A 20,273-nucleotide genomic window follows, 5' to 3' on the forward strand; every position below is an offset into this window, starting at 1 on the left:
GTGCCGCAGGGAGGTGTCGTGAGCGTGCCGGAGCCGGCGTGGCCCCCGACGGCCGCCGCCGCACCGCCTGCCCGCGGCGGACCGCCCGGGCGCGCCGATGCCATGACCGCGGCCCCCCGGCCCTTCGCCCACCCCGCCCTCTTCTACGCGGACGCCGAGCAGTACCTCGCCGGCACCGTGCCGTTCGTGCGCGCCGCCCTGGCCGCCGGTGAGCCGGTCGCGGTGGCGGTGCCAGGGGAGAACCTGCGGCTGATCCGGGACGCGCTGGGCGCCGACGCCGACGCCGTGCGGTGCCTGGACATGCGGGAGGCCGGACGCAACCCCGGCCGGATCATCCCCGGCGTGCTGCACGCCTTCGCCGACGGCAGACCGCCCGGCAGGCCCGTGCGCATCGTCGGCGAGCCGGTGTGGGCGGGCCGCAGCGCCGCCGAGTACCCCGCCTGCGCCCAGTTCGAGGCGCTCGTCAACGCGGCGTTCCTGGGCCGCGAGGTCACCGTCCTGTGCCCCTACGACTCGGCGCGCCTCGACGAGCGGGCGCTCGCCGACGCCCACGCCACCCACCCCGTCGTCATTCCGCCCGGCAGCACGGAGCCCCGCCCCAGCGAGGCCTACGACCCCGAGGGCGTCGTCGCCCGCTACAACCAGCCGCTGCCGCTCACGCCGGTACCAGGGCCCACCGTCCTCGCCCTCACCTACGGCAGCGGCTCCCTCGCCAGGGCCCGGCACCTCGTCACCGAACACGGCGGTCGGCTCGGCCTGACCGGCCGGCGGCTCGACGACCTGTCCCTGATCGCCGCCGAGCTGACCACCAACAGCGTGGTGCACGGCGGCGGCACGGGCGCGCTCACGCTGTGGGCGGAGGAGGGGCACGTGCTGCTGGAGGTCCGGGACCGGGGCCGCATCACCGACCCGCTGACCGGCCACCGTCCCGCCGCCCACGGCCGGAGCGGCGGCCGCGGACTGCTCCTGGTCAACCTCCTGTCGGACCTGGTTCGCACGCACACGGCCGCGTCCGGTACGACGATCCGCAGCTACCTCGCGCGCTAGGCCGTGTCCGCGAAGTCGCGTCTGCGTCGCGACGCCCGGCACGCACTCTCGCCGCACCGGCCGAAAGCCCGAGTACCTAGGGCGCGCCGGGGCCGTCGGTCCCGTTCCCGCGCCGCCCTGTCGACCTCCGTGCGGGGCCTTCCCCGCGGAACCGGCGGGTCCGGTCAGGCGGCGCGCGGGTTCAGGACCAGGGGCTCGACGTTGCCCTCCAGCATCGCGCCGAGGCCCTGGACCGCGCACAGCTCCGGCCGTTCCGCGATGTGCACGGGGACGCCGGTCGCCTGACGCAGCATCTGGTCCAGGCCGGGCAGCAGGGCGGAGCCGCCGACCATCACGATCCCGCGGTCGGCGAGGTCGGCCACCAGGTCGGGCGGGCACTCGCGCAGCACCTTGCCGATGCCGTCGAGGATCGAGGTCAGCGGGGTCTGGATGGCGTTGCGAACGGCCGCCGTCTTGACCCGCACGCTGCGGGCGAGGCCGGTGACCACGTCCCGCCCGTGGATCTCCGTCAGGGCCGGCCCGTCCGGGGTGAGCCCGCTGCCGGACAGGGCGACCTGCAGCGGCCTTACCGCCTGGCTGGGCAGCAGCAGCCGGTGCTCGAGCCGCAGATGCTGCACGATCGCGTTGTCGACGGCCTCCCCGCCGACCGGGATGCGCTCGGCGGTCACGAGCGAGCCGAGCGAGAGCACGGCGACCTGCGTGGCCGCGGCCCCGCACACCATGATCATCGTCGCCTCGGGCTGCTCCACCGGCAGTCCGCATCCCACCGCGGCCGCGATCAGCGTGTCCACCAGCTCGACCCGGCGCGCCCCGAGCCCGACCAGCGTCTCGATCGTCGCCCGCTGGGCCAGCGGGTCCGCGTCGTGCGGGGTGCAGGCCGCCGCCCGCAGCCGGGGCTTGCGGCGCAGGGCGCGGCGCACCTTCTCGCCGATCAGTTGCCGCAGCATGCGCTGCGCCATCTCGATGTCGACCACCGTGCCGCCGGAGACGGGCCGCACGACCTTGATGTAACCCGGCGTCCGCCCCGTCATCTGCTCCGCGAACTCGCCCACCGCGATCAGCGCGCCCGTCCGGGTGTTCACGGCCGCGACCGATGGCTGGTCGACGACGATCCCGGCACCCTTCACATACACCCGGGTACGGGCCGCGCCCAGGTCGACGGCGAAGTGACAGCGACGCAACTGCTCCAGGCTGACGGTCACGGCGGATCCTCCCGAGTGCGCAGGGCCTTGGAGGCCGGACGGTGGCTTCCTCCCCACTCTCCGGGTGACGCCGACGGCCCGCCTGCGGGAGGGGGCCGGGCGGGGCACCGCTGAACGGGTCGTCCCCGGCGCGGCGGGCCGGACGGGCGGGTCCCGCTCCTCGGGGTCGCGCCCTCAGTGGCTGCCGCCGGTGTCCGCTTCCGCGGTGGGTCCGGCTCCACCCGGCAGGGGAGCGGAACGGAGCGCCGGGACGATCCGCGGGCCGTGGCCCGCCCCGTGCCGGCGGGTCACCGCCTCTGCGCCGACCCGGTGACCTGGGCACTTCCCCTTCGGCGGGCCGGAGGGTCGGCTCGGTCCGCCGGCCGGACCCGTCGTGCGGGGCAGCACACCGCTTATCGTCGTCGACGTCCTCTCCATCCCGCCGCGCGCCGCGCCGGCCCCGGCGCGGGCGGTGCCCGGCCGGGCGGCTCGCCGTCGCCCTCCGGGCACTGCCGCGCCGCTGCTCCTGCACGCCACGCCGTCCGTCCGGGACTGGGCGGCCCTCGCCGTCGGCGCGCGCACCGCGCCCGGTCTCGACGCGACCCGCCGCTTCGTGGCCTCTCCGTACGAGCCGTTCCGCTCATCGCCCTCGCTCCCCCCGGCCGCCGGACGGCGAGGCTCCCGAGGTCCGGGTCGTGAGGCGGGTGCCGTCCCACCGAGGCGGAGGGCCGCAACGCCCGCCACTCACGCGGGCGTTGGACGGACGCGCCGCCCCGCCGCTCGGTGCACGGCACAGCCGGGCGGCAATCCGCTGCATGCCCTCCGCGCCATCGTCCCGCGCCCGCCGCCGGCGGTTGTCCCGGATTCCGCCGCCCGCCGGGGCCGTCGCTGGCGGGAAGCCGCCAGGACGCCTTTCCGCCACGACCGGTCAACACCCGTGCACCACACGGCACATGACACTCGTCCCAGCACTCGACGCGCTCGACACGAGAAGAGGCGTGGATGACCAGAGGACCAGTCAGACGAGGGGCGGCCCTGCTGTCGGCGGGGCTCGTGATCGCCCTGTTGCCGAACGGGCCCGCGGTCGCGCAGCAGGCCGTCACCGCGGCACGGCGCACCCCGGACACCGCCACCACCGTCACCCTCGTCACCGGCGACAAGGTGACCGTCACGGACCTGGGGCAGGGGAGGAAGACCGTCACCGTGGGGCGGCCCCGAGGGGCCACCGGAGCCGTGCGGACCCAGGTGAACGGCGGCGAGATCACCGTCGTGCCGGACGAGGCGCGGCCGTACCTGCGGGCCGGCAGCCTGGACCGGCGGCTGTTCGACGTGAGCGGGCTCATCCGGCAGGGGCTCACCGACGCCAAGGCGGACGCGCTGCCGCTCATCGTGACCTACGGCAAGGGCTCCCGGGCCGCCACCCCGGCAGGCGCCGAGCGGACCCGGTCGCTGCCCAGCCTGCGCGGAGCCGCCGTCGACGCCGCCCGGGGGCGCGCCTTCTGGCGGTCCTTCACCCGGCGCGGGAGCGTGGACAAGGTCTGGCTCGACGGGCGCGTCAAGGCCGACATGGCCGAGAGCAACGCCCAGATCGGGACACCGTCCGCCTGGGACGCGGGCCTCACCGGCAAGGGCGTCAAGGTCGCCGTGCTGGACACCGGCGCCGACCTGACCCACCCCGACCTCAAGGACCGGGTCACCGACAGCCGGAGCTTCATCGAGGGCGAGGAGGTCGCCGACCGCAACGGTCACGGCACCCACGTCACCTCCACCGTGGGCGGCAGCGGCGCCGCCTCCGACGGCAAGGAGCGGGGCGTCGCGCCCGGGGCCACCCTCGCGGTCGGCAAGGTGCTCAGCGACCAGGGCTCGGGCAGCGAGTCGCAGATCATCGCGGGCATGGAGTGGGCGGCGCGGGACGTGCACGCCCGGGTGATCTCCATGAGCCTGGGCTCGACCGAGGCCAGCGACGGCACCGACCCCATGGCGCAGGCGGTGGACACCCTCTCCGCGGAGACCGGCGCCCTGTTCGTCGTCGCGGCCGGCAACACCGGCGCGCCCTCCTCCATAGGCTCGCCGGGCGCCGCCGACGCGGCCCTCACCGTCGGCGCGGTGGACTCCGGCGACCAGGCGGCCTACTTCACCAGCGCCGGACCCCGGTACGGCGACAACGCCCTCAAGCCGGACCTCTCCGCGCCCGGTGTCGACATCCTCGCCGCCCGCTCCCGGCTCACCGAGGGCGACGGGCCGTACACCTCGATGAGCGGCACCTCCATGGCGACGCCGCATGTCGCCGGGGTGGCCGCGCTGCTCGCCCAGGCGCACCCGGACTGGTCCGGCGCCCGGCTGAAGGACGCGCTGATGTCGACCTCCACCCGGCTGGACGCGTCCCCGTACGTGCTGGGCGCCGGGCGGGTCAGCGTGCCGGACGCCGTCAAGGCCGACGTCACCGCCACCGGCAGCGCCGACCTCGGCTTCCACGCCTGGCCGTACGACGCGGACAAGCCGGTCACCCGCACCCTCACCTACCGCAACTCCTCCGACGCGGACATCCGGCTGACGCTGGCCGTCGAGGGCGGGCCGGAGGGCGTCGCCACCCTCGCCGACCCCGCCCTGAGCGTCCCCGCGCACGGCACCGCCTCCACCACCGTCACCGGTGACGGCGCGAAGGCCCCGGTCGGTGAGAGCGGCGGGCAGATCGTGGCCTCGGCGCCCGACGGCACCCCGGTCGCGCACACCGTGTTCGGGCTGGTCAAGGAGGAGGAGCGGTACACGCTGACCGTCCACGTCAAGGACCGCGCGGGCGCGGCCACCGCGGCCGACCTCGCCGTGCAGCGGCTCGCCGCAGGCGAGGACGCCCAGCCCGCCCACGTCGGCGACTCCGGCACCCTGAAGCTGCGGCTGAAGCCGGGCACGTACAGCCTGACCTCCTTCCTCGACGTGCGCGGCGGCCACGGCGCCGACTCGCTCGGCCTCGGCTTCCTCGCCGCCCCCGAGATCACCCTCGACCGGGACCGGGACGTCACCCTCGACGGCCGGAAGCTGCGGGAGGTGAGGGCGGACGTCCGCCGGCGCACCGAGACCCGGCAACTGCTCATGGAGTACGACCGGACGGCGAACGGCGCCGACCTGTTCGGCGCCGTCCAGGTGCCGCTCACCTACGACAGCGTCTTCGCCGCGCCGACCGAGAAGGTCGCCGAGGGCGCCTTCGAGTACCGGACCGTGTGGCGGCTCGCCAAGCCGCTGCTGGAGGTCAGGGGGATCGGCGAGGCCACCGTGCAGGCGGGCGGCTCGCTGATCGAGGGCCGCACGAGACTGCCGCTGACCGACGTCGGCGACGGGCCGCTCACCGGGGTCGGGGGCAGGGCGGTGCTCGCGCACCTGGCCGACGGCGCCGACCCGGCCGCGCTGGCCCAGGCGGCCCAGGACGCGGGCGCCAGGGCGCTGTTCGTCACGGACGACGCCCCCGGCCGGCTGATGGCCTGGTGGGGCACGGACGACAACGCCGACCGGCGGCTGCAGATCGCCACCGTGAGCGCGGCGGACGCGGCCCGGCTGCGGGCGGCGGGCAAGGTGGACATGACCGGCACCCGCAACTCCCCGTACGTGTACGACCTGTCCGAGGGGCACCCGGGCGCGATCCCGGACCGGGACCTCACGTACGCGCCCTCGGGGCGTCAACTGGCGACCGTGCACAGCCGGTTCCACGCCGCGGAGCCGATCGGGGGCGGCGAGTTCCGGTACTCGGTCACCGGCACCTTCCCCATAGGTCTCGGCTTCCAGGAGCGCGTCGACCTGCCCTCCGAGCGCACCGACTACGTCTCCACCGGCCCCGGCCAGCTCTGGCACGAGTCCGTCACCGCACGCGACGGGGCGCTGGAGGAGCGCAGCGGACTGGTGCGCTACGACGGCGGATCACGGCAGGAGCTGAACTGGTTCCGCCCGGTGTGGCACCCGTGGCTCGGCACCGGGCTCGGCTGGGGGCAGCAACGCGCGGGCAACCAGATGCAGTTGAACACCCCGGGCTGGGGCGACTCCGGGCCCGACCACACCGGCTTCGGCGACGTGTGGAGCGAGGGCAGCGGGATGACCCAGACCACCGCCGTCTACCTGGACGGCACGCTCGTCGACCGGCGCACCAGCTCCGGCGCCTACGTGTGGGACGCGCCCGCCGACGAGCACACCTACAAGGTGGTCACCGACACCGCCCTCGACCCCGGCCTGTGGAAGCCCGGCACCAAGGGCCACAGCGAGTGGACGTTCCGGTCGGCGTCCACCCCGGAGGACCGCTGGACCTACCTGCCGCTGATCAACCTCGCCTTCGACGTCGGCACCGACCTCGCCGGCACGGTGCCCGCCGGGCACCGCGTACCGGTCGGGATCGCCGCCTCGTACGTGGCGAAGGCCGCCGGCACCGGGACCCTCGGCGGCGGCAGGCTGGAGGTGTCCTACGACGGCGGCGCCACCTGGCGGACGGTCCCGCTCACCGCGGACCGGAACGCCTCCTGGCACGGCACCCTGACCGTGCCCCGCGACGCCGCCCAGGTCTCCCTGCGCGCCTCGGCCCGGGACGACAAGGGCGGCTCGGTCACCCAGGAGATCATCCGGGCGGTGGGGGTGCGGTAGCCGTCGCGGCGGGGGCGGTTCCCGGGCCGCCCCCGCCCCGCGAGCCGGACACGACCTAGGGGCCGGGGTGGTACATGATGCCCCGGATCACGCCCAGCTCCACCAGGTCCTGGGGGCGCACGCGCAGTTGACCCGCGGTCGCCTCCACCTCCCCGGGCGGGCGCTTCAGGATGGCCGCCGCCAGCTCCGGGGCGATCACCGAGAAGTAACTGTCCGGGGTGGCCCAGGTGTTGCCGGGCGCGGCCAGCGCGAGCGCCCCGCCCGAGCCGCCCTCGCCGACGACCAGCGTGGTGACCGGCACCCGGGCGGCCGCCACCGCGCCGAACACCTCCGCGATCGCGGGCCCGGCGCCCTGCCGCTCCGCCTCGGCGTCGTTCGCCGCACCCGGTGTGTCCACCAGGGTCAGCACCGGGATGTCCAGCCGGTCCGCGAGCCGGATCAGCCGTGCCGCGGTCCGGTACCCGGCGGGCCGGGTCGCCGTCCCCGTCTGCGCCGCGTAGGCCACCGTGCGGCCGTCCCGCTCGCCGAAGCCGCACAGCATGCCCTCGGGATCGGCGCCCCCGCAGCGGTCACCGTGGACGGCCACCCGGCGGGTGAAGTAGGCGTCCAGATAGGCCCGGGCGCGCGGGCGTTCGGGGGAGCGGGCCCGCAGGACGGCCTCCCAGCCGGTCTCCGGGAGCGCGGGCGCGCCCAGGGCGTGCGGCGCCGGCGCCTCCCGCGCCGGGGTGGTGAGCAGCCGGAGCCAGTGGCCGAGCGTCTGCCGGAGTTGCCCAGGCGGCACCACCGCGTCCGCCGAACCCGCGGCCACCTGTGCCTCCGCCGTGTAGGCGGCCGGGTCCGCGTCCGGCGGCCGGACCCGGGAGCCGGCGAAGCCCACCTGGGCGCCCGGGAGCGCCAGGATCACGTCGGCGCCGGCGCCCAGGGTGGCCCAGCCGCCGCCGGTCGTGGGGTCCCGCACCACCGCGATCTGCGGCAGCCCCGCCTCCCGGGTGAGCGCCGACTCGCGGGCCACCCGCTGGAGCTGGGTCAGCGCGAGCATGCCCTCCTGCATCCGGCTGCCGCCGGTGGCGACGAGCGGCACGACGGGCAGTCGGTGGGCGCGGGCGTGCCGGTAGGCGGCCTCCAGCCGGTCGCCGGTGCGCTCGCCGAGGGAGCCGCCGAGGAAGCCGAACTCGAACGCGATCAGCACGGCCCGGGTGCCGCCGACGCTCGCGGTGCCGCACACCACGGACTCCGCCTCGCCGGTGCGCTCGGCGGCACCGGCGCGCGCCGCGCCGTAACCGTCCCAGCCGAGGGGGCCGTCGGTCTCGTGGGCCCGTCCCGCGACGGGGAGTTCCCGGAAGCTCGCCTCGTCCGCGACCAGGGCGAGGATCTCCCGTGCCGACAGCCGCTCAGGCATCGGGCACCAGCGCCCGCTTCATGATCTTCCCCATCTCGTTGCGGGGCAGGACGTCCAGGTGGCGGACCACGCGCGGGCGCTTGTGCGGGGCGAGCCGCCGGGCCACGTGGTCGGCCAGTTCCGCGTCGGAGGGCGGCGCCTTCGGGTCCGAGGGCACGATCCACGCCACGATCCGCTCGCCCAGGTCCGCGTCCGGCTCCCCGGTGACCGCCGCCTCCCGCACCCCCGGGTGCTCCAGCAGCGCGTTCTCGATCTCACCCGCGCCGATCTTGTAGCCGCCGCTCTTGATCAGGTCGGTGGCCTTGCGCCCGACGATGCGGACGTAGCCGTCGGGCTCGCGCACCGCCATGTCGCCGGTGCGGAACCAGCCGTCGGCGGTGAACGCGGCGGCGGTGGCGTCGGGCCGGTGCAGGTACTCGGTGAACAGGTTCGGGCCGCGCACCTGGATCTCGCCGACGCTCTCCCCGTCGTACTCGGTGATAGGCGTCCCGTCCTCCTCCACCAGCCGCAGCTCCACACCCGGCAGCGGCACCCCGACCGTCCCGGCCCTGGCCTCGCCGTCGGCCCGCACGCTGGTGTTCATCAGGGTCTCCGTCATGCCGTACCGCTCGATCACCCGGCGACCGGTCGCCGCCGCGATCCGCTCGTGGTCGTGCACGGGCAGCGCGGCCGAGCCGGAGACCAGCAGCCGGGCCCCGCCGAGCGCTCTGGCCAGCTCCGGGTCGCCGGGAAGCGCCTCGGCGATGCGGTGGTACATCGTCGGCACCCCGAACAGCATGGTCGCGCCGTCGTTCAGCTCGCGCGCCACGCCCTCGGTGCTGAACCGCCCCAGGTGCCGCACCGAGCCGGCCCGGCGCAGCGGACCGAGGGTGCCCAGCACCAGGCCGTGCACATGGAACAGGGGCAGCCCGTGCACCAGCACGTCCCGGTCCGTCCACTGCCAGGCGTCGGCCAGTGCGTCCAGGGTCGCGGCCAGGGCCCGGCGCGGCACGACCGCGCCCTTGGGCGGGCCGGTGGTGCCGGAGGTGTAGACGATCAGTGCGGGGTCGCCGTCGCCGGCCCGTTCAGGGGGCGGCGGGGCGCTGCCGCCGGCGTCGACGTCCAGCCGCTCCAAGTGGTCCAGCGCGGAGGGGAGTTCGTCACCGGGCGCGGCCAGGACCAGGTCCGGCGCGCTGTCGGAGACGATGTGCGCCAGCTCCTTGTCGCCCGACTTCGGGTTCAGCGGCACCGCGGCCACCCCGGCGAGCAGCGCGCCGGTCACCGCGACGGCGGTCTCCAGCTCCGGGGTCGCCCACACGGCGACCCGCCCCGCGCCGCTCAGGCGGGCGGCGACCGCGCCCGCGGCGCCGGCGAGCGCGCCGTATGTCAGCGACCGCTCGCCGAACCGCAGGGCGACCCTCCCCCGGACCTCGTCCGGGGGGACCCCCGTACCGCTGGGCTTGCCCGGACCGTCCACCAGGGCGGGAAAGAGGGAGGACACGCGGCGCACTCCTTGTAATCGGGGGACTCGGTGCTCCCTTCCTACCCCAGCCGCCGGGTTCCCACGACGGCGCTCAAGTCCGCCGCGAGCCGCAGCTCGGCGGAGCGCAGCGCGGGATGCCCCAGCCAGTGCAGCCGTGCCCGGTCCACCGCGCCCTCGTGCAGCGGCGGCCAGCCGGTGGCCGGGGTGAAGTCGTCGACGACGACCGTCCCGCCGGGCGCGAGCAGCTCCGCCACGTCGGCCGGTTCGTCCCCCGGCGCCTTGCCCTGCCCGCCCCCGTCGAGGACGAGCAGGTCGTACGGGCCGTGCTCCGCGATCCGCCGCCAGTCGCCGGTGAGCACCGTGACCCCGGGCCGGTCCGCGAAGACCCCGGTGGCGAGCCGCGCCCGCTCGGGGTCCCGCTCCACGCTGTACAGCCGCACGCCCGGCCGGGCCCCGGAGGCCAGCCAGGCCAGCCCCACCCCGAGCCCGGTGCCGGTCTCCCCGATCCGGGCGCCGGCCCCGCCCGCCAGCGCGTGCAGCAGACGGCCCTGTTCGGGCCGGCAGGAGTAGCGGAAGCCGTGGGCGCGGGCGGCGGCCAGGGCGTCCCGCACGAGGGGCGGGAGCCCGGCCGCGCCGTTGTACGCGTCGGTGCCGTCGGTCGCCATCCGGCCTTTCTAGCCGACCGGGGCGGCCGGCGCGGCGGCGGGGACGACATCGGCCACGACACAGCTCACGTTGTCCGGGCCGCCCGCCGCGTTGGCCGCGTCGATCAGCTCCCGTACCGCCTGCTCGGGGTCTCTCTCACCGGCGAGCAGCTCCTTGATCCGCGCGTCGGCCACGACCCCCGTCAGACCGTCCGAGCACAGCAGGTACCGGTCGCCCGCCCGGGCCTCCCGCAGCATCAGATCGGCGGCCACCGCGGGCCCGCCGGTGCCCAGCGCCTTCAGCAGCATGGCCCGCTGCGGGTGGCTCTCCGCCTCCTCGGGGCTCAGCCGCCCCTCGTCGATCAGCGACTGCACGACGCTGTGGTCGTGGCTGATCCGGAACAGTCCGCCGTCCCGCAGCAGATACGCCCGCGAGTCGCCGATGTGCACGAGCGCCAGCTTCGAACCCGTCCACAGCATCGCGGTCAGCGTGGTGCCGACCCGCTCGCCGCCGGCCAGGTCCCGCACCGCCTCGCCCGCCGAACGCACCGCGTCCTCCAGCAGGTTCAGCACGTCGCCGGCGGCCGGTTCCTCCCCCTCGTCCAGGAACCTCAGCGCCTCGACGGCCGCGCTGCTCGCGGGCGCCCCCGCCGGGCCGAAGCCGTCGGCGACGGCGAGCAGCCTGCGGCCCGCGTACACGGAGTCCTGGTTGGACGGGCGGACGTGCCCGCGGTCGGAGTGGGCGGCATAACGCAGTTCCAGCATGGTGGTGTGGTCCCTTCTCGACTCTCCGGTCAACTGGTCGACGAGGAAGGCGGCGAGATCCCGCCGTACGGCCGTCTCCGCCTCGACCCGCGCCCAGTACGCCCGGACCTCGTGCGCGGCCTCGGCCGCGTCCAGGGCGCACACCGCGCGTATCTCGGCCAGCGGCATGCCGAGCCGCCGCAGCCAGGCCACGAGCCGGGCCCGCTGGAGCTGCTCCACGGCGTAGTACCGGTAGCCGCTGTCCGGGTCGACCCGGGCCGGCCGCAGCAACTCCAGCTCGTCGTACAGCCGCAGCGCCTTCGGCGACAGCCGGCTCGCCTTGGCGAACGCGCCGATCGTCAGCAGCTCCATACGGACCTCAGCTCCACAGGAATCCCGTCCTCAAGGGAACGCCGTCCGGGAGAACGCCGCGTTCCTCGCTTCCGCCACCGATGCTGGGGCTTCCCCGAAGGTGAAGGTCAAGCGGGCTGTCCCGGTTCCCGGCGCGGTTGTTAGCCTCGCAACCGATCGAACCGCCGTACGACAGGGAGCCCGCCGTGCCCCGTATCGCCCTCGCCACCTACGACCCCGGCGACCGGCCGAGCAAGGACCGCGACCTGCCGGTGCTGGTGGACGCCCTGCGGGAGGCCGGCGCCGACGCCGAGGCCCGGTACTGGGACGACCCGGCGGCCGACTGGGCCGGCTACGACCTCGTCCTCATCCGCTCGACCTGGGACTACAGCTGGCGGGCCGCGGAGTTCGGGGCGTGGGTGGAGCGGGTCGGCGCCCTGACCCGGCTGGCCAACCCGGCCGCCGTGGTCCGCTGGAACTCCGACAAGCGCTACCTCGGCGAGCTGGCGGCGGCCGGCGTGCCCACCGTCGAGACCCGCTACATCGCCCCGGGCGAGCCCGCCGAGCTGCCCGGCGGACACGAGTACGTGATCAAGCCGACCTCCGGCGCGGGCGCCCGGTTCGCCGCCCGCTACACCCCGGACCGGCACGAGACGGCCGTACGGCAGCTCGCCCGGATGCACGCGGAGGGCTTCACCGCGATGGTGCAGCCGTACCTGCGGAACATAGACGTCAGCGGGGAGCGGGCGCTGCAGTTCTTCGGCGGCCGCCTGCTGCACGCCAGCCGCAAGGGCGCCGTCCTCGCGCCCGGCACCCCCTTCGACGCCGACAAGGTGGCCCATCCCGACCTCGAGCCCTGGCAGCCCACGGACGCCGAACTCGCCGTGGCCGAGAAGGCGCTGGCGTGCGTGCCCGGCGCGCCCGGACTGCTGTACGCGCGCGTGGACCTCGTCGACGGCGAGGACGGCCGGCCCCGGGTGATGGAGCTCGAACTGGTGGAGCCGAACCTCTTCCTCTTCCTGCACCCCGCCTCCCTGCCCCGCGTCACGTCGGCGGTCCTGGCCGCCGCGGGCTGAGCCCGCCCGCGCCGCCCGGGGCCCGCGTTCAGTCCCGGACCGCCGTCCGCTGGAGCAGCCCCCAGGTGAACTCCGCGACCACCTCGTGCCGGACGCCGTCCCGGCCGGGCGCCGAGAAGGCCAGACCCCACCGCGTGGGGGCCGTGCCCTCCAGCGGACGGGCCGGGGCGAAGGCGCGGGCGGCCTCGTCGACCGTGCAGGACCACGGGGTGAGGTCGTCCAGGGTGCGCAGCGCGGGGGCGGGCGCGCCGGGCGCGCGCACCAGCCATTCGTTCCAGACCGCGCCATCGGGCGAGACCAGCACCTCGAAGCGCAGGTCGGGCCAGAGCGGGAGCGCCCACCGCCGGGCCTCGCAGTCGACGTCCCCGAGGCGGCGCGGGACGACGGACTCCGGCTCGCCGAGGACGGAGCGGTAGCGGGCGGCGGCCGACCGGGACCTGGGGGAGCGGACCATCGCCTGCCAGCGCTTGTTGGCCTCCCGCATCTCCGCCATGGACGCCCCGAGCCGCCGCCGGGCCTCGTCGACCAGGTCCGGGTTGTGGTCGGCCATGCGGCGCAGCAGCACGAGCTGGAAGTCGGGACGCATGACACCCATGGTGCCCCGGGCACGGTCGGACCCATTGCCCGGGCAACCCCGCATGGCTAGCCTGTGTTCGTCATGCCGATCGCCTGTTGAAATCTCGAACAAGGCGCTTAACCCAAGGGAGGGGGCCGGACGTGGGACGCCTCGTGCCTGCCGTGACCCGGGCTCTCGACATTCTGGAGCTGTTCCTCGACGGTGACGGGACGCTCTCCGCCCCCGACATCGTGCGCAGGCTGCAACTGCCGCGCACCACCGTGCACGAGCTGGTCACCACGCTCGCCGCCCGCTCCTACATCGTGCCCGTGCCGGGACAGCCCGGACGGTACCGGCTCGGAGTGCGCCCGTACCAGCTCGGCAGCCGGTACGCCGAGCAGCTCGATCTCGCGGCCGAGGGCCAGCAGGTGGCCCGCTCCGTCGCGGAGACCTGCGACGAGACGGTCCACGTGGCCATCCTCGAGGGCACCGACGTCATCTACATCGCCAAGGTCGACTCCACGCACGCCGTGCGCATGGTGTCGGCCGCCGGCCGCCGGCTGCCCGCCCACTGCACCTCCGTCGGCAAGATGCTGCTGGCCTCGCTGCCCGAGCAGGAGCTGACGGCACGGATACCGGACAGTGCCGAGCTGACCGCGATGACGCCGAACAGCATCACCGATCCCGGCGCGCTGCGCGAGGCCCTCGCGGAGATCCGGGAGCGGGGCATCGCGGTGGAGAGCCGCGAGTCCAACCCGGACGTGTCCTGTGTGGCGGCCCCGGTGCGCGACCGGGCCGCACGGGTGGTCGCCGCGCTGTCCATCTCGGTCCCGATGATCCGCTGGAGCGAGGAGCGCCGGGCCGAACTGGAGCAACTGGCCGCCAAGGGCGCGGCCGAACTGTCCGAGCGGCTGGGCCACCGGGGGACGGCGTGAGGGCCGGGCCGGGCGCGGCGTACGAGGTCGCCGTACGCGCCGAGGCGGAGCTGGGCGAGGGCCCGACCTGGGACCCGGCGACGGGCCGTCTCCTCTGGGTCGACGTCCTCGGCATGCGGGTGCACACCTACGACCCCTCCTCCGGGCGCCGCACGGTGCGCACCACCGAGCAGCACGTCGGCGCCGCCAAGCCCAGGGCGGGCGGCGGCCTGGTGCTGAACCTGCGGGACGGCGTCGCCCTGCTGGACCCGGACGGCGCCCTGCGCTGGCTGCACCGCGAGCCGGTCCCGGGCCGCCGCGCGAACGATGCCGCGGTGGCCCCGGACGGGTCCCTCTGGGCGGGCACGATGCGGTACGACGAGGCGACGGGCGGCGGCACGCTGTCCCGGCTGACCGGTGCCGGCGAGGTGCGGACGGTGCTGCCCGAGGTCACCGTCAGCAACGGCCTGGGCTGGAGCCCGGACGGCCGGCTGCTGTACTACGCCGACACCCCGACGCGGCGGGTGGACGTCTTCGACCACGACGCGGAGGGCGTGATCCGGGGCCGGCGGCCGCTGGTGGAGATCGAGGAGGGCGCGGGGTTCCCGGACGGCCTCACGGTCGACGCGGACGGCTGCGTGTGGGTGGCGCTGTGGGGTGGCGGCGCGGTGCGGCGGTACACGCCGGCCGGTGAGCTGGACCTCGTGGTCGAGGTGCCGGCGCCGCTGACGACCGCCTGCGCGTTCGGCGGGGCGGACCTCACCGATCTGTACGTCACCACCGCCCGCGTCGGGCTCCCGGCGCCGCACCCGGTCTCCGGTTCGGTGCTGGTGGTGCCGGGCGCCGGGCGGGGAGTGCCGCAGCCGGCGTTCGCCGGCTGAGCCCGGCCTCCGCGGGCGGGCGCGACCCCGTGCCGGCGACCGCCGCGGGACGTCACGCCCGCCCGCCTGGTGACCGCCGTCCGGCCGGCCGGGCCGGACGCGCACCCGGCACGGAGCGGCCCACGACGCATCACTCACCCACCCCGGGAGGCGTACCCATGAGCAGCCGCACCGCCCGCTTCACCCTCGACCCCGCCTTCACCGTCGGCCGGGTCGACCCCCGCCTGTTCGGCTCCTTCGTGGAACACCTCGGCCGCTGCGTCTACACGGGCGTCTTCGAGCCGGACCACCCGGCGGCCGACGCCGAGGGCCTGCGCACCGACGTCCTCGACCTCGTGCGCGAGCTCGGCGTGACGGCGGTCCGCTACCCCGGCGGCAACTTCGTCTCCGGCTACCGCTGGGAGGACTCCGTCGGCCCCGTCGAGGACCGCCCCCGCCGGCTCGACCTCGCCTGGCACTCCACCGAGACCAACCGGTTCGGCCTCTCCGAGTACATCGGCTTCCTGCGGAAGATCGGACCCCAGGCCGAGCCCATGATGGCCGTCAACCTCGGCACCAGGGGCGTCGCCGAGGCCCTGCAACTCCAGGAGTACGCCAACCACCCCGCCGGCACCGCCCTCGCCGACCTCCGCGCCGCCCACGGCGACAAGGAGCCCTTCGGAATCCGGCTGTGGTGCCTCGGCAACGAGATGGACGGGCCCTGGCAGACCGGCCACAAGACGGCGCGGGAGTACGGCCGGATCGCGGCGGAGACGGCCCGGGCGATGCGCCGGCTCGACCCCGGCGTCGAGCTGGTCGCCTGCGGCTCCTCCAGCCAGGCCATGCCCACCTTCGCGGCCTGGGAGGCGACGGTCCTCGAGGAGACGTACGAACTGGTCGACCACATCTCCCTGCACGCCTACTACGAGCCCGTCGACGGCGACGTGGACTCCTTCCTCGCCTCCGCGGTCGACATGGAGTCCTTCATCGAGAACGTGGTGGCCACCGCCGACCACGTCGGCGCCCGCCTGAAGTCGAAGAAGAGGATCAACCTCTCCTTCGACGAGTGGAACGTCTGGTACCTCTCCCGGTGGGAGGAGCGGGCGCGGACCTTCGACCAGGACGACTGGCCCGAGGCCCCCCGGCTGCTGGAGGACAGCTACAGCGTCACCGACGCCGTCGTGTTCGGCTCCCTGCTGATCGCCCTGCTCCGGCACGCCGACCGGGTCGCCGTGGCCTGCCTCGCCCAGCTCGTCAACGTGATCGCCCCGATCATGACCGAGCCCGGCGGCCCGGCCTGGCGGCAGACGACGTTCTTCCCGTTCGCGCAGGCCTCCCGGTACGGGCGCGGCGAGGTCCTCGACGTCCGCGTGGACTCGCCGACCTACGAGACCCGGAAGTACGGCGAGACCGACCTGCTGCACGCCACCGCCGTGCGCGCGGCGGACGGCACGGTCACGGTCTTCGCCGTCAACCGCGACCGCGGGGGCCCGCTGCCGCTCGAAGTCGCCCTGGGCGGCCTCGGCCTGACCACCGTCACCGAGCACAGCGCCCTCGCGGACGCCGACCCCGACGCCCGCAACACCCTGGACGACCCCGAGCGGGTCGCCCCGCACCGGGTCCGGGGCACCGCGCTCGACGGCGGCGTCCTCACCGCCGTGCTGGAGCCGCTGTCCTGGAACGTGATCCGGCTCGCGTAGCGCCGGGGCTCAGCGGCCGGGGGAGGGCACCGGGGTGACCGGTGTCCCGCCGGCCGCCCTGCCCAGCAGGGTCAGGCCCACCTTGCCCGGACCGGACTCCGTGGTGAACTCCGACAGGACCGCCAGCGCCAGGGTGTTGTCGCCGCGGGTGCGCAGGATGCCGTTCGGCAGCACGAAGGTGTGCTGCGGGCCGACGTTGTTGATGTACTGGCCCATGTTCCAGCCGTTGAGGAAGATCTGCGCCCGGTACGCGCGGTACGGGTCGTCCTCCAGGGTCAGGCCCACCGAGGCGTCGATGTCGCCCGGCACGGACAGCCGGAACGTGGTCCGGTACCAGGTCACGCCCTGCCGCCGCTCGGCCCGCGGGAAGGCGGCCGGCTTCCAGTCCCGGTCGGCGAAGCCGGGCAGGTGCCAGCCCTCCCGCTCGCCGAACAGACCGCCGTTGTTCTGCGGCCCGCGCACCGGGTCCGGCGCCGCCTCGCCCTGGATGCGCCACGTCACCTTCGGCGAGGCGCCCTTGAAGAGGGCTGCGGTGAGCCCGCGGGCCACCTTGTGGGTGTCCTGCGCCTTGCCGTCCTGGTCGTGCTGCATGCGCCGGACCAGCACCGACAGCACGTGCCGGCCGGACCCGCGCAGCCGCTCGGGCACCGCGAACACCGCCGTGGCGTCCCAGCTCCCCTTGCGGATGGTGTTCTTGTCCGGCACCGGCATCCGGTGCGTGCCCAGCGGCTCCCCGTCCAGCCATGCCATCAGCAGGCCCTGGGTGCCGGTGGTGTAGGCGAGCGAGACCTCCTCCAGGCCGGAGGCGTCCGTGAGGGCGCCCCGGTACCAGACGTCCCCGTAGTGGAAGCCGTAGTCGTCCGCGAACAGCACGGGGCCGCCCTTCGGGACGGGCGTCTTGCTGTGCGAGGCGGTCCGGTCGGCGACCCGCCACTTCGAGTCGTCGAAGTTGGGGCCCGCCTCCGGGTTCTCCGTCCGCATCCGCCAGCCGCCCAGCGCGGGCAGCCTCACCTCCGGCACGGCGGGCAGCAGCCCGGTCGTCATCAGGCTGCCGGACATCGTGACCCGGGTCGGCACCTTGCGCCCGTTCCACACCAGGCTCGTGACGCCGCGCGGTCCCCACACCTCCACGCTGGTCGTCCCGGTGACGTCACCGGTCAGGTGGACCTCGGTGCCGCGCACCTCGGCGTGGCGCAGCAGGGCGGGGCCGTACACCAGCAGCGTCCCGGACGGGGTGTCGTACGGGAACATGCGCACCGAGGTGGCGTCGTCGGCGAAGAGCAGCAGCAGCGGGGTGTCGCTCTCGCCCTGCGCCACCGACACCCGGGTCAGGCCGCCCTGTCCGAGGGGCACGTTCACATGCAGCCTGTCGCTCTCGAACGTCCAGGCCGCCTCCGGGTCGAGCCGCATCACCAGCGGCTCGACCGGGCACTTCAGCACCAGCTCCGCCATGTCGTCGCGGCGGCCCGCGAACACCGCGATCTCCTGCCGGCCGGCGGTCAGGCACATCACGGGCTGCGCGGTGCTGTACTTCAGCGTCCGGCTGCCGAGGGAGAGCCCGGTGGTCAGCATGCGGGCGTCGCGCGGGGGCACGGTGATCCGCACCCTGCCCTCGTGGGTGGGCAGGTCGGTGGTGACCGGGGCCGAGCCGTCGTTGCGGGCCACGTACACATGGCTGCCCGTGTCCGGGTTGGTCAGGTGGTAGACCTTCAGCCCCTCGGCCTCGACGTCGGCCGCCCGGTCCAGCCGGGCGAAGTCGGGCACGCGCTGGAGCAGATGCCCGAGCTGGTGCATCGGGGCCATCTTCTCGGTGACGTTGCGCCCCTCGTCGATGGCCGCCCCGTAGTCGTACGACGTGTAGACGACCGGCGCGGGCAGCCAGCCCCAGGAGGTGCCGCCGAAGGTCATGTACACGTTGTGCAGGGTGAGGCCGTTGGCGAGGTTGGTGAGGTAGAAGCGGCGCTCGTAGGCCGCGTCCCGGGTGCGCCGGGACTCGGCGTACCCCTTGCCGTCGAACCAGGCCCCGCCCCACGGGTCGAACCAGCCGCCGCCGAACTCGGGCACGAAGCCGGGCGTGTGCGGCGAGGCGGTGGCGCCGCCGGTGAGGCCGCCGGGTCCGTAGTGCCCCCAGTCCGGCGGCGCCTGGGCCGGCGAGGGGTACCCGTCGAACCCGTACAGCCAGCCGCCCTTCTCCCCGCCCGTGTCGAACGAGCCGGGGATCCAGTGGCCGTTGCGGCCCTTGTCGTTGTGGAAGAGCGGGACGTCGATCCCGTCGGAGCGGACCTTCTTGTACAGATGGGACATGTAGTCCCGGCCGGCCGCCTCGTCGACGTGGGAGTCGTACTCGTTCTCGATCTGGTAGAGCAGGACCGTGCCCCGGCCCTGGGTGAACAGGTGCCGCCGGACGATCCGGTTCACCTGGGTCAGCCACTCGTCGACGTGGCGGAGATAGGCCGGGTCGGCGGTGCGGGCCGTGCCCTCGGCGGCCGTCAGCCAGCCCGGGAAGCCGCCGCCGTCGACCTCCGCGTTGATGTACGGGCCGGGCCGCAGCAGGACGTACAGCCCCGTCTCGGTGGCCGTGCGCAGGAACAGGTCGAGGTCCCGCACGCCGGTGAAGTCGTACTTGCCGGGGGCGGGGGAGTGGTAGTTCCACGCCACGTAGATGCTGACGGCGTTGAAGCCGTGCGCCCGCATCTTCTGCAGCACGTCGCGCCACAGGGAGGGGCTGGGCAGCCGGAAGGGGTGCATCTCGCCGGACCACACCACCAGGCGCTTGCCGTCGACCAGGAGCGAGTAGGCGTCGTACCCGATTGTGTGGCGCTCGCCGTCGGCGCTCGGCGGGGCCGGCGCCGGTCCGGTCGGCACGCTGCGCGCCGCGAACGCCGAGGGCGCCCCGGGACCGCCGCTGCCGCCCAGGGCGAAGCCGAGCGCGGCCGAGCCGGCCAGGGCACTGAAGGTACGTCTGCTGAGCGCCAAGGTGGATCCTCCCGGGCGATCTTACGGGGGCGCGGTCCGGCCATTCTCCATGGGAATACGCCCCACAATGGACCCATGAGGATCTCGGCGCGGGCGGATTACGCGGTACGGGCGGTTCTGGAGCTGGCCGTACGGGAGGGTAACGGCCCGGTGAAGGCAGAGGAAATCGCTGTCGAGCAGGACATTCCCCACAAGTTCCTGGAGGGCATCCTGGGCGACCTCAGGCGGGCCGGGGTCGTCGACAGCCGGCGCGGCGGGGGCGGCGGCTACCGGCTGGCCCGGGCCGCGGCCGCCATCACTGTGGCGGATGTCATCCGGGCGGTGGACGGCCCGATCGTCTCGGTGCGCGGCGAGCGCCCGACGGGCCTCGCGTACACGGGCACGGCCGAGCCGCTGCTCCCGCTGTGGATCGCCCTGCGCGCCAACGTGCGCCGCATCCTGGAGGGCGTCACCGTCGCCGACCTCGCGACCGGCGCGCTGCCCGAGCCGGTACGGGCGCTGGCGGCGGAACCGGCGGCCTGGGAGAACCCCTGAGGGGCGGTCGGGGCGTCAGGGGTGTGTGGCCGGGGCGCGCGTGACGGAGGTGCGGGACCGGGTGTGCGGTGCGTGAAAAGCCGGATGTGAATGGCCGGAGTTCGCCCTGCCGGGCCGCAGTGGGGCTTCCTACGATTCCCCTCGCCTCCCCGTCCTTCACAGGTCCGACACAGTTTCCTCCACGGTGAACGGGCGGGTCGGAGGTCGAA

At 75.1% G+C, this 20,273-nt stretch carries 14 protein-coding genes; 7 read left to right on the plus strand and 7 right to left on the minus strand.

Features of this window, described 5'->3' with window-relative positions:
- Positions 1-102: 102 nt before the first annotated feature.
- Positions 103-1,047, plus strand: a complete 945-nt coding sequence (locus ACZ7JA_RS07040) for an anti-sigma factor RsbA family regulatory protein (protein ID WP_389447064.1) — start codon at positions 103-105, stop codon at positions 1,045-1,047.
- A gap of 164 nt (positions 1,048-1,211) precedes the next feature.
- On the opposite strand, the gene mreB is transcribed toward ACZ7JA_RS07040, so the two are convergent.
- Positions 1,212-2,249: a rod shape-determining protein gene (mreB, locus tag ACZ7JA_RS07045; protein ID WP_351659694.1), complete on the minus strand. Its 1,038-nt coding sequence runs from the start codon at positions 2,247-2,249 to the stop codon at positions 1,212-1,214.
- 981 nt (positions 2,250-3,230) lie between these two features.
- On the opposite strand from mreB, the gene ACZ7JA_RS07050 reads away from it, so the two are divergent.
- Entirely contained in the window at positions 3,231-6,848 is a 3,618-nt protein-coding gene (locus tag ACZ7JA_RS07050) for a S8 family serine peptidase (RefSeq protein WP_470807548.1), read from the plus strand.
- Between the two features lie 55 nt (positions 6,849-6,903).
- Here the strand turns inward: ACZ7JA_RS07050 and ACZ7JA_RS07055 are convergent, their stop codons facing one another.
- Genes ACZ7JA_RS07055 through ACZ7JA_RS07070 form a run of 4 tightly spaced genes read right to left on the minus strand, consistent with a single transcriptional unit; the run spans position 6,904 to position 11,469 of the window.
- Positions 6,904-8,247 (minus strand): carboxyl transferase domain-containing protein, encoded by a 1,344-nt coding sequence (locus ACZ7JA_RS07055; protein WP_470807549.1) that lies wholly within the window; start codon positions 8,245-8,247, stop codon positions 6,904-6,906.
- Positions 8,240-9,727 (minus strand): acyl-CoA synthetase, encoded by a 1,488-nt coding sequence (locus ACZ7JA_RS07060; RefSeq protein ID WP_389299710.1) that lies wholly within the window; start codon positions 9,725-9,727, stop codon positions 8,240-8,242. The genes ACZ7JA_RS07055 and ACZ7JA_RS07060 overlap by 8 nt, the downstream gene beginning before the upstream one ends.
- A 41-nt stretch (positions 9,728-9,768) precedes the next feature.
- Positions 9,769-10,374 (minus strand): O-methyltransferase, encoded by a 606-nt coding sequence (locus ACZ7JA_RS07065; RefSeq protein ID WP_351659705.1) that lies wholly within the window; start codon positions 10,372-10,374, stop codon positions 9,769-9,771.
- Positions 10,375-10,383: 9 nt separating this feature from the next.
- Complete coding sequence (locus tag ACZ7JA_RS07070; RefSeq protein WP_468894324.1) at positions 10,384-11,469, minus strand: MerR family transcriptional regulator; 1,086 nt, start codon at positions 11,467-11,469, stop codon at positions 10,384-10,386.
- Between the two features lie 185 nt (positions 11,470-11,654).
- On the opposite strand from ACZ7JA_RS07070, the gene ACZ7JA_RS07075 reads away from it, so the two are divergent.
- The gene (locus ACZ7JA_RS07075) at positions 11,655-12,524 is read left to right on the plus strand and encodes an ATP-grasp domain-containing protein (RefSeq protein ID WP_351659711.1); all 870 of its coding nucleotides are present in this window, start codon (positions 11,655-11,657) and stop codon (positions 12,522-12,524) included.
- A gap of 28 nt (positions 12,525-12,552) precedes the next feature.
- Here the strand turns inward: ACZ7JA_RS07075 and ACZ7JA_RS07080 are convergent, their stop codons facing one another.
- On the minus strand, positions 12,553-13,110 hold the full coding sequence (locus tag ACZ7JA_RS07080; RefSeq protein ID WP_351659714.1) for a hypothetical protein: 558 nt from the start codon (positions 13,108-13,110) through the stop codon (positions 12,553-12,555).
- A 131-nt stretch (positions 13,111-13,241) separates the two neighbouring features.
- Between ACZ7JA_RS07080 and ACZ7JA_RS07085 the strand changes: the two genes are divergently transcribed.
- From ACZ7JA_RS07085 to arfA, 3 genes are all read left to right on the plus strand, one after another.
- Positions 13,242-14,015 (plus strand): IclR family transcriptional regulator, encoded by a 774-nt coding sequence (locus ACZ7JA_RS07085; RefSeq protein ID WP_351659717.1) that lies wholly within the window; start codon positions 13,242-13,244, stop codon positions 14,013-14,015.
- Positions 14,012-14,875 carry an SMP-30/gluconolactonase/LRE family protein gene (locus tag ACZ7JA_RS07090; protein WP_450750334.1) on the plus strand — a complete coding sequence of 288 codons (864 nt, stop codon included), beginning with the start codon at positions 14,012-14,014 and terminating at the stop codon, positions 14,873-14,875. The genes ACZ7JA_RS07085 and ACZ7JA_RS07090 overlap by 4 nt, the downstream gene beginning before the upstream one ends.
- A gap of 158 nt (positions 14,876-15,033) precedes the next feature.
- Positions 15,034-16,554 (plus strand): arabinosylfuranosidase ArfA, encoded by a 1,521-nt coding sequence (arfA, locus tag ACZ7JA_RS07095; RefSeq protein ID WP_389446835.1) that lies wholly within the window; start codon positions 15,034-15,036, stop codon positions 16,552-16,554.
- 9 nt (positions 16,555-16,563) lie between these two features.
- Here arfA and ACZ7JA_RS07100 read toward each other — a convergent pair whose 3' ends face one another.
- Positions 16,564-19,530 carry a glycoside hydrolase family 35 protein gene (locus tag ACZ7JA_RS07100; protein ID WP_470807552.1) on the minus strand — a complete coding sequence of 989 codons (2,967 nt, stop codon included), beginning with the start codon at positions 19,528-19,530 and terminating at the stop codon, positions 16,564-16,566.
- A gap of 75 nt (positions 19,531-19,605) precedes the next feature.
- On the opposite strand from ACZ7JA_RS07100, the gene ACZ7JA_RS07105 reads away from it, so the two are divergent.
- Positions 19,606-20,064 carry an RrF2 family transcriptional regulator gene (locus tag ACZ7JA_RS07105; RefSeq protein ID WP_351659729.1) on the plus strand — a complete coding sequence of 153 codons (459 nt, stop codon included), beginning with the start codon at positions 19,606-19,608 and terminating at the stop codon, positions 20,062-20,064.
- The last annotated feature ends 209 nt before the right edge of the window (positions 20,065-20,273 follow it).

Source organism: Streptomyces sp. NPDC038135 (genome assembly GCF_055601245.1).

Coding starts and splice junctions, on each gene's coding strand:
- ACZ7JA_RS07040 (WP_389447064.1), top strand. CDS start 103: ATGACCGCGGCCCCCCGGCCCTTCGCCCACCCCGCCCTCTTCTACGCG.
- ACZ7JA_RS07065 (WP_351659705.1), bottom strand. CDS start 10,374: ATGGCGACCGACGGCACCGACGCGTACAACGGCGCGGCCGGGCTCCCG.
- ACZ7JA_RS07105 (WP_351659729.1), top strand. CDS start 19,606: ATGAGGATCTCGGCGCGGGCGGATTACGCGGTACGGGCGGTTCTGGAG.
- ACZ7JA_RS07050 (WP_470807548.1), top strand. CDS start 3,231: ATGACCAGAGGACCAGTCAGACGAGGGGCGGCCCTGCTGTCGGCGGGG.
- ACZ7JA_RS07080 (WP_351659714.1), bottom strand. CDS start 13,110: ATGCGTCCCGACTTCCAGCTCGTGCTGCTGCGCCGCATGGCCGACCAC.
- ACZ7JA_RS07055 (WP_470807549.1), bottom strand. CDS start 8,247: ATGCCTGAGCGGCTGTCGGCACGGGAGATCCTCGCCCTGGTCGCGGAC.
- ACZ7JA_RS07070 (WP_468894324.1), bottom strand. CDS start 11,469: ATGGAGCTGCTGACGATCGGCGCGTTCGCCAAGGCGAGCCGGCTGTCG.
- arfA (WP_389446835.1), top strand. CDS start 15,034: ATGAGCAGCCGCACCGCCCGCTTCACCCTCGACCCCGCCTTCACCGTC.